This window comes from Aeribacillus sp. SP014 (genome assembly GCF_054055575.1).
Window position 1 is genome coordinate 3,226,136 of the sequence record NZ_JBSRXI010000001.1, and the last position, 11,786, is coordinate 3,237,921.

Sequence of the window (11,786 nt, forward strand, 5' to 3'; positions counted from 1 at the left end):
TTGCTTCATTCGTTTCAATAAAGGTTCGCCATTTTACATCGTGACGGCCGGCAATTCACCCGTGGTGTTGTGAAATCCGCTCAAATAGAGCTTTATCCTAAAAAAACACCGCTATATCAAAAACGGTGTTTTATAATAAAGGAGACAAAAGCCGCGACGTTGATTCAAACAGCTTTATATATAGCGGGCGTTTTTTGAATTGTTCAAGGTCGATGACACTTGAATTTTCAATGTCTCGAATATAATCCTCTACAAGCGTTTCAATGCTGTCCGTTCGGTATAAAAAAGCATTTACTTCAAAATTCAAATGAAAACTTCTCATATCCATATTCGCCGTACCGATCGATGCCAGTTCACCATCAACAATAATGATTTTGCTGTGCATAAACCCTTTTTCATATTCGTACACTTTAACCCCTGCTTCTAAAAGCTCCGGAAAATAAGATCGCGACGCATAAAATACAATCCGTTTGTCAGGCCTTTTCGGAACGAGGAGACGAACGTCAATGCCGCTCAGCGCAGCAATCTTTAAAGCGGATTTTATATCCTCGTCAGGAATAAAATACGGTGAGGCGATCCATATCGAATTTTTTGCGGAAACGATCATCGAAAAGAACAAGCTTTTAATGACCTCCCACTTATTATCAGGACCGCCGGCGATTAGCTGAACGCCTCCTTCTTTATCGTCCATTTGAAAATGAGGCAGCAAATATCGATCGGTAAGCAGCTTCTGCCCAGTCATATAATACCAATCCTGTAAAAAAATAAGATTGAGCGTCCGTACTCCTTCCCCTTCGAGCATCATATGCGTATCCCGCCAAAAGCCGAAATACGGATTTCTTCCCAAATATTCATCTCCTATATTTAAACCTCCGACAAAGCCGACTTTTCCGTCAATCACAATAATTTTACGATGATTGCGAAAGTTAATATTGTTAGACAAAAACGGAAGCTTTACAGGTAAAAATGGAACCATTTCCACCCCGGCATCAAGAAGCTCCTTCCTGTATTTTTTGGACAGCTTCCAGCTGCCGACTGCATCGTATAAAAATCGAACCTCTACACCGTTTTTCGCTTTTTCGATCAACAGCTTTTTTAATTTTTGCCCAATTACATCATGCCGAACAATATAGTATTCAAGATGAATATGATCTTCCGCCTTTTGAAGCTCTCGAAAAATATGGTCAAATGTTTCAATGCCGTTCGTCAGCACCTTTGTATTTGTCCGAAAAGAAATCGGACTGCGGCCAAGCTTATGGGCGAGCTTAAATAAAAGGCGCTGGTGATTTCTCATGAATTTAATTTTATCTTCATAAGTATGAAAGCTGGTTTCAAATTTGGCATAAGCTTGCTCATCTATTAAAGCTTTTTTCTTAAATAGACGATGCTTCCGGACATTTCTTCCAAAAAATATATAAAAAAAGAAGCCTATTAATGGAAATCCTCCTAAAACAACAAGCCAAGTAAGCGTTTGAGTTGGGTGGCGGTTTTCCAAGAAAATAACAAAACCGATAAAAATGATGGATAACGTGAACAGAATGGAAACGACTCCTAAAAACCATTCCTCCCAGATGTTCTTAGTTAAATACAAGATGATAGCTAGACCAATGGCAAAAACGATTACTTGCAGAAATTTTCTCATAAGCTTCCTCCAGGCAATCGATATTTCTTATCTCTCGATTTGGACATATTTGTTGGAGCTGCGATATTGAAAGCGTTCCTTAAGTAAAAAAGACCGATTTCGAACATGAAATCGGCAATTTAAGAAAAGTGCGTTTCGATTTGTTCCAAGGCATTGTCCTTCATAATCAGCTTTCCGTATTCTTCAAGACGGTGAATTGTCATCCTTGATTCCTGACCGTATTCAAGCATAATGCTGAGCAAATTTTCAATTTGTTCATCGTCTTTATCCGAAAATTCAACGAATAAATAATATTTTTGTTCAAATACATATAAGCTATTCAAAAATCCGTCCAAACGATGGGATGCTAACGAAATAACGTCTTCAAAGTCCTGAAACTTTATGACAAATTGCAATTGCGCCGTTTCATCTTTCTCATCTGAGGAAGATCGTTCAGACATATTAAAATGTTTGTCCAACAAAGATTCTATATTCTCATCAACCGGGATTTCTCTTAATTTTTCATCGACTACCGGAAGCTCCAGCTTTTGTCCGTCTTTTGACAGCTGTGCTTTTGTGACAATGACTTCAAGCCCTTTGTCATTGGCATGAACTTGAATCCATAACGGACCTTCAAGCGGAAAGTCTTCTTCATCATTAATTTCATCCATCATTTCCCAAAACAGCTCTTCGCTTCTTTCTCTGTTATACCAGATTTCTTCTCGGTCAAATCCTCGTTCTTCTATGTCAACATATGAAATATAAAATTTTACTGTGTTTTCATTAATGCGTTCGATTTCCATTTGAACAACCTTCCCTTCTTTTTAAATTTTTGGAAGGGACAATAAACCCCCGAATTCTTTGCACTTTTCTTTCCTAATTTAAAAAATTCCCAAATTTTCATCGCGAGCACCAAGTTGTTCAATTCTAATTCTATTGTATGATAAATCACTTCATAAAGAAATAAAAAAAGCCTTGATTTTGAAAAAAACCGTTATTTACCTATTAAGCATAAAATATTTCGTTTTTCATATATATTGTACGAGCCATAATTTGAAAAGAGGTTGACTGATGGATGAACAATTTTTCACATCTTTATTCCTTATCATTGGCATTGACCTCATATTAGGAGGAGATAATGCCATTGTCATTGCGCTGGCATGCCGCAATTTGCCGGAAAATCAGCGGAGGAAAGGAATTTTATTTGGAACAATGCTCGCGATACTCAGCCGAATTTTGTTGACATTACTGGCTGTCCATTTATTGAACATTCCTTTTTTACAGTTTTTTGGCGGATTATTTTTAATGTATATTGCCTTTTTATTATTGACAGGAAATGAAGGTGAGCATACTTCCGTGAAAAGCCACCGCTCATTGTGGAAAGCCATCCAAACGATTGTTTTGGCTGACATTTTTATGGGATTTGACAATGTCATTGCGGTTGCTGGAGCAGCTGGAGGAAATATCTTTCTTGTCATAACAGGTCTTCTTATATCCATTCCGATCATTATTTGGGGAAGCAGATTTATCATGTCTGCCATGTCCCGATTTCCTTTGCTCATTTACGGGGGCGGAGGAATATTAGCTTATACAGCAGGTAAAATGATGGCAACGGATGAAAAAATGACCCCTCTGTTGAAAACTGAAGCTGTTGCACAAACTCTCCCTTATTTCACAGTTTGTCTCATCCTTTTCTTTGCCCTTCTGTACAATATAACAAAAAAATAACAGCCTTCCGCAATCTATTTTGCTTTGCGTACGGAAGGCATCATTCCCTTTTAATTTGCCATTCTCTGAGCTTCTCTCAGCTGGTAGGTGCGAATTTTTCTTGGCAGAAAGCGTCGTATTTCATCCTCGTTATAACCGACTTGAAGACGTTTTTCATCAATCAAAATCGGGCGGCGCAAAATTCCAGGGTTTTTCCGGATAATATCATACAGCTCCTGTAAAGGAAGCGATTCAACATCAACCTTCAATTTTTGAAAAACCTTTGAACGAGTGGAAATAATTTCATCTGTTCCGTCTTCTGTCATACGAAGAATTTCTTTAATTTCTTCGATCGTTAAAGGCTCGGAAAAAATGTTCCGCTCTCTATATTCAATCTGATGCTTTTCCAACCAAGATTTTGCTTTTCTACAAGATGTGCAGCTTGGAGATGTATACAATATTACCATGCCAATCACTCTCCTTTTCTAGAAAAATATAAGTGTATATATAAAAACTATGCCAATCTCACATTAAAATAAATTTAAAAAAGTAATTTATATTGATTATTATACTATAAAAAAGCAACTTCGCCTATATGTTTTTATTTCTCAAATTATAACAAAAATGTTACAACCGGTGAATGATGATCATTTTCAAGGCCATTTTCTCAATTAACACCTCTTTTCTTTCTCTACTCTTCTTTTCCCTTTTTTTGGTTCGATTAAACGTGAAAAAGAAATTTTTTCAGAAAGACGCTGAGAAGTTGCAAAGAATACACAATTTTTTTATAATCATTCGTAAATGAATACATAGGCAATGAGAAAGAGAAGTACATGCCGAAAACAGTTTTCAGAGAGTTTGTGGCTGGTGGAAACAAACACTGTCCGGTATGGAAATGGACTTTTGAGCTCTCAGCTGAAATCAGTAAGCTGTGGCGTTTTTGTCTTGCGTTAAAAGACGAAAAGTGATTTCACATGAAAGTTTGTGAAATAATTAGGGTGGCACCGCGGTCCATTCGTCCCTATACGGACGGATGGGCTTTTTTATATATAAAAATCAGGAGGAGTTTGCACATGAAAACGATCTTTTCAGGAATTCAGCCTAGCGGCACGTTAACACTCGGAAACTATATCGGAGCAATGAGACAATTTGTAGAGCTCCAGCATGAATATAAATGCTATTTTTGCATTGTCGATCAGCATGCCATAACTGTTCCGCAAGACAGACTTCAATTAAGAAAAAACATTAAGAGCCTTGCTGCATTATATTTAGCAGTCGGCATCGATCCGGAAAAATCCACCCTTTTCATTCAATCGGAGGTGCCCGCTCACGCGCAAGCAGGATGGATGCTTCAATGCGTTTCTTATATTGGCGAGCTTGAAAGAATGACACAATTTAAAGATAAATCTAAAGGGAAAGAAGCTGTTTCAGCAGGACTGTTAACTTATCCGCCTTTAATGGCCGCCGATATTCTTTTGTACAACACGGACCTTGTTCCAGTCGGCGAGGATCAAAAACAACATTTGGAATTGACAAGGGATTTAGCCGAAAGATTCAACAAAAAATATGCAGACATTTTTAAAATTCCAGAAGTCCGCATTCCAAAAGTCGGTGCTCGGATTATGTCGCTTCAAGATCCGACGAAAAAAATGAGCAAATCCGATGCGAATGAAAAATCGTTTATTTCCCTTCTCGATGATCCAAAAAAAATTGAAAAGAAAATTAAAAGCGCTGTGACTGATTCAGACGGAGTGGTTCGTTATGATAAAGAGAACAAACCTGGCATCTCCAACCTTTTATCTATTTATTCAATTTTAGCTGGCGTGTCAATTGCCGAGCTGGAAACAAAATACGAAGGAAAAGGCTACGGTGAATTTAAAGCGGATTTGGCAGAAGTCGTCATTAACACTTTAAAGCCGATTCAGGAAAAATATTATGAGCTCATTGATTCTGATGAACTTGATGACATTTTAGACAGAGGCCGGGAGGAAGCAAACAAAGTAGCATCCAAAATGTTGAAAAAAATGGAGAATGCAATGGGATTGGGAAGAAAAAAACGAAAATAAAAGCGCTAGCGAACGAATGACGATTGATGATGGAGCTGATTAAACAAAACAAATATACTAGCTTAAAAAAATATGTTCGATAAAAAGAGGGCGGCTGATATAGTGCCCTCTTCCTTAATTTACTTTCGGTTCTTGCTCCATTTCCCAAAGCTTTTCAAAGAAAGGCTGCCCTTTTATTAATCGTTCGCATAATTGTTCATGCTTTTGAGACCATCCGACAATCGCTTCCTCATAAAGCATAGTCCAAATTTCCTCAAAACCGAGTGATTGAATTTGACCATACATGTACGGATTCCATTCCGTATACCAATATTTCATTTCCGCCGTATTTTTTGTCGATTGCAATTGATCAAGAGCCATAAACAAAAGCTGTTTCAGCTGTCTTTCTTTGCGGGTTAATCCGTGCATATATTCAGGTGCAAGGGATAAAAGATGATAATCTTTTTTGTCTTTGTCATTTGTTTGTGAGAACTCGTATGATTCCGGCTCTAAATCCTTCACCATGTCATATACAAGCTGCTCTTGTCTTGGGATAAGTCGGCTTTTGCGAATTGGCGTCGTATATCCGATCGTATCTACTGCTAAAATGCCGTTGCCATCCGAAACAACAAAGCAATAATCTAGCTGAATTCTCTCATGGTTTTTCCGGGCGTATGCCTTCTGGTAAACATCCTTTAAAAGTTTTTCAGGCAGTTCTTTTAAGTCATTTTCAATATAATCATAAAGTTCTTTACTCACTTTAATCAGCGGTACTTGGTCTAACAGTTCAACCTTATCATCCTTTCTCCATTCATGAAAATGACAAACATTATAACCATTTTCTTCTCCTTCAAACCAGTTTACCCAAACATCGTACAAATTCAGCATAATTAGCCCCCTTACTACAAGACTGTTTGTCATCATTATGGTCAGTGGAGAAGGTTTTTATTCCAAATTTTTCATTGCCCAAAAAACTTTTCATCATTACGTATTCCACTTTTGATCAATGCGGATTTCAGGCCTGTCAGCTTTCAGAAAAGGACCATTCATGCACTTTATAAAAGTAATTTTTCGGATGAAAAATATAGCCGTTTAACCGTTCAGGCAACGCCCGAAATTCCTTCGGATAGTATAAAACTGTATATGGCTGTTCATCCTCGATAATTTGAAAGATCTCCTTGTAAATTTGTTTTCGTTCGCTTTCGTCCATTATTTTTCTAGATTTAGACAACAGCAGGTCGGCCTGTTCGTTTTCCCACCAAACAAAGTTCAATCCATATTCTCTCTGACTGGAATGGAAAATATCAAAATGATTCGGAAATTTAGATAACGACCATTCTAAAATCAACGCATCGTAATCCCAATTCGGCGGTGAAATTTGCTTAATTAAATCTTCCCATTCCCAAAACTCCGTTTTCACGTCAATTCCGATCTCTTTCAATTGTTTTTGCACGAGCAACGCAACTTTTTCGCGAACAATATTTCCTTTGTTCGTTTTTAACGTAAACGAGAAATCTTTTCCTTCTCGATCCAGTATGCCGTCCCTGTCCGTATCTTCCCATCCCGCTTCTTTCAGCAGCTTTTTTGCTTCTCTCCGGTTATACTTTAATGTTTGAATTTCGTCGGTAAAAATAGAAGCAATAGGCGTTTCTGGAATATGTGCTTCCTTTCCTTGTCTGTGCAAAATCTTGCGAACGATAGCTTTGCGGTTGATCGCCATCGTCAAGGCTTGCCTTACTTTTTTATCTTGAAAAAGTTCGTTTTTTTCATTCCAGCCGATAAACACATAAGAATGGGAAATGTTCGATTGAACGTCCAATCCTCTTAACCTTTTTATTTTTTTTACATTGGTTAGTTCTATTTCAGGGGCGTAATGAACCTCGCCGTTTTTCAGCTGTTCGTAAAGAGCTTCCTGGTTATGAACAATTTTATACTTGATTGATTTGATTCGAGGCTTCCCTAAAAAATAATGTTCATTTGCGGCCAGCTCTACGAATCCATTCTTTTCCCATTTTACGAACCGAAAAGGCCCAGTGCCCACAGGCTGTGATGTATTAAACTTATGCTCCTTTAATTTTGCAACCTGTACATTTTTCAACAAATGCTTCGGCAATATGCCGTATGATAATGTGACTGGAAGAAAGGAGGCGTCTTTTTCTCTTAAACGGAATTTCACTGTATACTTATCAAGATTTTCAATGCTTTCAATCATTTCAAAGTCTGAACTTCTTTCGCCATTATAATCAGGGCTTAAAGGAATGCTGTAAGTAAAAACAACATCATCCGCCGTTAATTCTTTTCCGTCATGAAATTTGACCCCGCGCCGAATAGTGACCGTATATTCAAGTCCATTCTCAGATTGCTGAATCTTTTCAGCCAGATGCGGTTTCGGCCGCAGCTGCTCATCAACTGTCACCAGTCCATCAAAAAGCATCCCTTCTAACTGCGAGCTTGATTCATCTAGAGAATACAAAGGATTAAAAAGCTGCGGCGATTCAGTTGAACCGATTATAAATGTTTCCGGAACAATCAGCGGATCGAGCTCTTCCTCCTTTATCTCCTTAACCGTTGGTTGCGGCTTTCTATTATAATCCAGACTTGAGCAGCCATGTAGAAGCAATAAAAACAAGAGAATCGATATATACAGCCATGGTCGTTTTAATCGTGCCAAATCCATTCCCCCATCATTGGAAGTTTCGTTCTATTTTTTATTCATATTCACAGTCTGTCCAAATTATTAATAAATATAGAAACAAAGGAATCTATTCCTTTGTTTCATAGCTTTCCACGAATTGTTCGGCAGGCAAATAAAAGCTTTCTTTTGTTGAAAACGGTTTTTGTTTATAAAACGTTTGTACGATATCATATCCAATTGCGTATCCAAGCATAGTCGGATAAAAGCCTTTTCCGAACAAAAGCTGATCGAATAACGGATGGTCCCATTTTATGTCTTGATTCGGAACAATTAAATTTTTCCACCAGCTGTATAGTTGTCTCTTCGAATATTTTTTCACCCAATTTGTTACATGCTGCTCACCTATCGTTCTGTAAACCGTATGCTCCGCCAAACCTTCCAAAATAATCGCATCAAGAAGCGTATAGTCTTTTTCGTGCTTCGGATTTTTCCTAAGCCTGCAAATATGATGATATTCGTGAATCAATAGCGCAATGAGCTCATCATTTTTTACATCCGGCGATAAAAATAAAAACATTTTATCCTGAAAAGACAACCCCGAACGACCTTTAAAATCTCTCCCAAAAAAACTTTTTCGCTCTTCAACAGGAAAAATAAAAATAGGGACATCTGGACCGTTCCATCTTTTCTTTAACTTCAAAAAAATGTTATTTGCTTTTGTCCAAATATTCGAATCATCAGCCTTAACAAGCCAATGTTCATAGCCAGTTCGAAGCATGCCGTATTGTGACAGGTAGTGATGGATTTCCTCCGCTTGTAAATGGTGAAAATATTTCTCTAGCTTTTCACAAAGCTCGATTGGATTCCGGCTTTCCTTCAACCAGTTTTTTGTGTCAATAACTCCCAAATCTTCGCACCTCCTTTTCTACACTATTCATTAGAAAAGAAAGATGTTTGAATTTTTTAAAAAGAAAAACCGCTACTGCCTGTTTAGGCAATAACGGTTTCATATAATCCTTAATTTCCTATATGTTGACATCAGGCTTCTTCAAATTTCTTGAAAACGAGCGTGGCGTTATGTCCTCCGAAACCAAGGGAATTGCTGAGCGCCGCCCGAACTGTTTTTTGTTTAGCCTGATTAACAGCATAATCCAAGTCACAGTCAGGATCAGGTGTTTCATAATTAATTGTCGGAGGAATTATATTTTCTTTCACTGCTAAAATGGTGAAAATGGCTTCAACTCCTCCTGCTGCTCCAAGGAGATGACCTGTCATCGATTTTGTCGAGCTGACGGTTAATTGATAAGCATGGCTGCCAAAAACTTCTTTAATCGCCGATGTTTCAAATTTATCATTATATTCGGTGCTTGTTCCATGGGCATTAATATAATCGATATCTTCCGGTTTTAAGCCTGCATCTTGAATTGCCATTTTCATTGCACGTGCTCCGCCTTCTCCGCCAGGAGCCGGTTGTGTAATGTGATAGGCATCGCCTGTTGATCCATAGCCGACGATTTCTGCATAAATGTTTGCTCCTCGTTTTAAAGCATGTTCCAGCTCTTCAAGAACAAGTATTCCTGCACCTTCTCCCATGACAAAGCCATCGCGGTTTTTGTCAAAAGGACGGCTAGCAGTTTTCGGATCAGGATTTGTCGACAACGCTTTTGCTGCACTGAAACCTGCAAAAGCCATCTTGGTCAGCGGCGCTTCTGTTCCGCCCGTAATCATCACATCGGCATCGCCACGTTGAATTACTTTAAAGGCATCGCCGATTGAATTTGATCCTGTTGCACAGGCAGTGACTGTACATGAATTTGGACCTTTCGCGCCGATCGCTATGGACACCTGTCCGGCTGCCATATCAGGAATCATCATCGGAACAAAGAAAGGACTTACACGTCTCGGACCTTTTTCCAGAAAAGTTTCGAATTGCTGTTCATACGTCTCCATTCCGCCTATGCCTGAACCAATCCAAACGCCTACCCGTTCACGGTTTTCATTATTTATTTTTAAACCTGAATCTTCAAGCGCCATCAACGAGGCGGCTAATGCAAATTGTGTGAAGCGATCCATTTTCCTCGCTTCTTTCCTATCCATAAAATCTTCAGGTTTAAAATCGTTTATTTCGGCGGAAACTTTGACAGGAAATATGTCTTTATCGACTCTCGTCAATTCTCCAATGCCTGATACACCTTTCAAAGCATTTTCCCAGCTTGTTTTCGCATCCAATCCAATCGGTGTCACAGCACCGATGCCTGTTACAACTACTCTACGTTTTTCCATATCATTACACCTCGCCTTTTTCGGTTTGTATGACGGAAAAAAAGCATTTTTATTTTTGATTGATTGATTTTACTGTCCCCATCTTAATGCAATGGCTCCCCATGTTAAACCTCCGCCGAAGCCGACCATCACAATAAGATCACCATCTTTTATTTTACCAGCTTTTACTTCTTCGTATAAAGAAATTGGTATTGATGCTGCGGAAGTATTCCCGTACTTGTGAATCGTCTTGGACATTTTCTCCTCCGGCAATTCAAGCCGTTGTCTGGCGGCTTCCATAATGCGGATATTTGCTTGATGCGGAATGAGAAAGTCAACATCTTCTTTCGTTAATCCCGCTTTTTCCAGTACATTAATGCTTGATTCTCCCATCTGCCGCACAGCAAATTTAAATACTTCACGCCCGTTCATCACAATATGGCCTTTTTCATATAAATGCTTGCCGCCGCTTCCGTCCGCTCCTAGCTCAAATGAGAGAATCCCTCTGTCATCACTTACCTCTCCTAAAACAACCGCCCCGGCACCATCCCCAAATAAAACACCTGTTGAACGGTCATTCCAATCCGTAATTTTCGAAAGCTTTTCGGCTCCAACGACAAGAATTTTTTTATAAGCTCCTGTTTGTATAAACTGCTCTGCCGTTGCCATCGCATAAATAAAACCTGAACATGCGGCGCTTATGTCCAAAGCAGCAGCCCGTTTTGCACCAAGTCTTTCCTGCAGAACACAGGCAACTGACGGAAAGGATTGATCAGGTGTTGCGGTCGCAACTATAATCATATCGATTTCTTCCGGGGAAATTTTTGCATCTTCAATGGCCTCTAATGCCGCTCTTGCGCCCAAATCCGATGTTTTCATATCATCTGAAGCAATTCTCCGCTCTTCAATGCCGGTTCTTGTTCGAATCCATTCATCAGACGTATCCATGATTTTTTCTAAATCATAGTTAGTCACAACTTTTTCCGGTATATAACGGCCTATCCCGATGATCCCAGCTCTCATCAAGAACATCTCCTTCACAAAAAATTATTATCAAATGTTATGACTTGGTACTAATTTTATATTATTTTTCTACTTATAGCAATATGCTTCATAACAGTTAACTACAGGTTTTCTTGTTTTTGACTGATAGATTGAGCTAATCGTCTATTCCTTACTCAGTTTTGTTTCATAAAATAGGATGAAAAGGAAAAAAGAACGGAAGGTGAAACGGGAATGAGTGATGAAAACGTAAACGAGCGGCAGGAAGATGAAAAAGAGAAAGCAGAAGCACCAGAACCCGATTTTTTTACCCAATTTATGTTCGGCCGGCAGCTTCCGGTTCATTCTGAAAAAACTTCCGAAAAAAACGAGCAAAACGAGCAATCAGACTATCAAAAAATTTTTGAGCAAGTCGATGATATTGTGACAAAATTATCTGAGCTGAAGCCAATTATTAAAGAAATAAAGCCGTTCGTCAATCAAATTAAAAAACTATTTAAAAATTAAGGGGATG

The 11,786-nt window shown here is 38.6% G+C and carries 11 protein-coding genes and 1 other annotated feature; of the genes, 3 read left to right on the plus strand and 8 right to left on the minus strand.

All coding sequences use genetic code 11. The features are described from left to right. Positions 1-130 precede the first annotated feature (130 nt). Entirely contained in the window at positions 131-1,642 is a 1,512-nt protein-coding gene (gene cls, locus ACVIJU_RS15825) for a cardiolipin synthase (RefSeq protein WP_456687761.1), read from the minus strand. Positions 1,643-1,761: 119 nt separating this feature from the next. Next, on the minus strand, positions 1,762-2,424 hold the full coding sequence (gene mecA / locus ACVIJU_RS15830; protein WP_063387000.1) for an adaptor protein MecA: 663 nt from the start codon (positions 2,422-2,424) through the stop codon (positions 1,762-1,764). A gap of 268 nt (positions 2,425-2,692) precedes the next feature. Here mecA and ACVIJU_RS15835 point away from each other — a divergent pair, with 268 nt between their 5' ends. Next, positions 2,693-3,349 (plus strand): TerC family protein, encoded by a 657-nt coding sequence (locus ACVIJU_RS15835; protein WP_456687762.1) that lies wholly within the window; start codon positions 2,693-2,695, stop codon positions 3,347-3,349. Between the two features lie 50 nt (positions 3,350-3,399). Here the strand turns inward: ACVIJU_RS15835 and spxA are convergent, their stop codons facing one another. Further along, the gene (spxA, locus tag ACVIJU_RS15840) at positions 3,400-3,795 is read right to left on the minus strand and encodes a transcriptional regulator SpxA (RefSeq protein WP_063387002.1); all 396 of its coding nucleotides are present in this window, start codon (positions 3,793-3,795) and stop codon (positions 3,400-3,402) included. A gap of 340 nt (positions 3,796-4,135) precedes the next feature. Next, positions 4,136-4,354, plus strand: a binding site (T-box leader). 47 nt (positions 4,355-4,401) lie between these two features. On the opposite strand from spxA, the gene trpS reads away from it, so the two are divergent. Then, complete coding sequence (gene trpS / locus ACVIJU_RS15845; RefSeq protein ID WP_066248353.1) at positions 4,402-5,394, plus strand: tryptophan--tRNA ligase; 993 nt, start codon at positions 4,402-4,404, stop codon at positions 5,392-5,394. Between the two features lie 114 nt (positions 5,395-5,508). On the opposite strand, the gene ACVIJU_RS15850 is transcribed toward trpS, so the two are convergent. From ACVIJU_RS15850 to ACVIJU_RS15870, 5 genes are all read right to left on the minus strand, one after another. Beyond that, complete coding sequence (locus tag ACVIJU_RS15850; protein WP_066248356.1) at positions 5,509-6,261, minus strand: YjbA family protein; 753 nt, start codon at positions 6,259-6,261, stop codon at positions 5,509-5,511. Positions 6,262-6,397: 136 nt separating this feature from the next. Beyond that, a complete protein-coding gene (locus ACVIJU_RS15855; RefSeq protein WP_456687763.1) occupies positions 6,398-8,044 on the minus strand; it encodes a peptide-binding protein in 1,647 nt (548 codons plus the stop codon). Positions 8,045-8,135: 91 nt separating this feature from the next. Next, on the minus strand, positions 8,136-8,915 hold the full coding sequence (locus ACVIJU_RS15860; RefSeq protein WP_063387006.1) for a DUF2268 domain-containing protein: 780 nt from the start codon (positions 8,913-8,915) through the stop codon (positions 8,136-8,138). Positions 8,916-9,046: 131 nt separating this feature from the next. After that, positions 9,047-10,291, minus strand: a complete 1,245-nt coding sequence (gene fabF, locus ACVIJU_RS15865; RefSeq protein WP_063387007.1) for a beta-ketoacyl-ACP synthase II — start codon at positions 10,289-10,291, stop codon at positions 9,047-9,049. A gap of 69 nt (positions 10,292-10,360) precedes the next feature. Then, positions 10,361-11,293 carry a beta-ketoacyl-ACP synthase III gene (locus ACVIJU_RS15870; RefSeq protein WP_063387008.1) on the minus strand — a complete coding sequence of 311 codons (933 nt, stop codon included), beginning with the start codon at positions 11,291-11,293 and terminating at the stop codon, positions 10,361-10,363. A 213-nt stretch (positions 11,294-11,506) separates the two neighbouring features. Between ACVIJU_RS15870 and ACVIJU_RS15875 the strand changes: the two genes are divergently transcribed. Next, on the plus strand, positions 11,507-11,779 hold the full coding sequence (locus ACVIJU_RS15875) for a hypothetical protein (RefSeq protein WP_063387009.1): 273 nt from the start codon (positions 11,507-11,509) through the stop codon (positions 11,777-11,779). The last annotated feature ends 7 nt before the right edge of the window (positions 11,780-11,786 follow it).

Excerpts from the sequence above, each read along its gene's own strand:
- fabF (WP_063387007.1), bottom strand. The coding sequence starts at position 10,291 with ATGGAAAAACGTAGAGTAGTTGTAACAGGCATCGGTGCTGTGACACCG.
- ACVIJU_RS15850 (WP_066248356.1), bottom strand. The coding sequence starts at position 6,261 with ATGCTGAATTTGTACGATGTTTGGGTAAACTGGTTTGAAGGAGAAGAA.
- spxA (WP_063387002.1), bottom strand. The coding sequence starts at position 3,795 with ATGGTAATATTGTATACATCTCCAAGCTGCACATCTTGTAGAAAAGCA.
- trpS (WP_066248353.1), top strand. The coding sequence starts at position 4,402 with ATGAAAACGATCTTTTCAGGAATTCAGCCTAGCGGCACGTTAACACTC.
- ACVIJU_RS15835 (WP_456687762.1), top strand. The coding sequence starts at position 2,693 with ATGGATGAACAATTTTTCACATCTTTATTCCTTATCATTGGCATTGAC.
- mecA (WP_063387000.1), bottom strand. The coding sequence starts at position 2,424 with ATGGAAATCGAACGCATTAATGAAAACACAGTAAAATTTTATATTTCA.
- ACVIJU_RS15875 (WP_063387009.1), top strand. The coding sequence starts at position 11,507 with ATGAGTGATGAAAACGTAAACGAGCGGCAGGAAGATGAAAAAGAGAAA.
- ACVIJU_RS15870 (WP_063387008.1), bottom strand. The coding sequence starts at position 11,293 with ATGAGAGCTGGGATCATCGGGATAGGCCGTTATATACCGGAAAAAGTT.
- cls (WP_456687761.1), bottom strand. The coding sequence starts at position 1,642 with ATGAGAAAATTTCTGCAAGTAATCGTTTTTGCCATTGGTCTAGCTATC.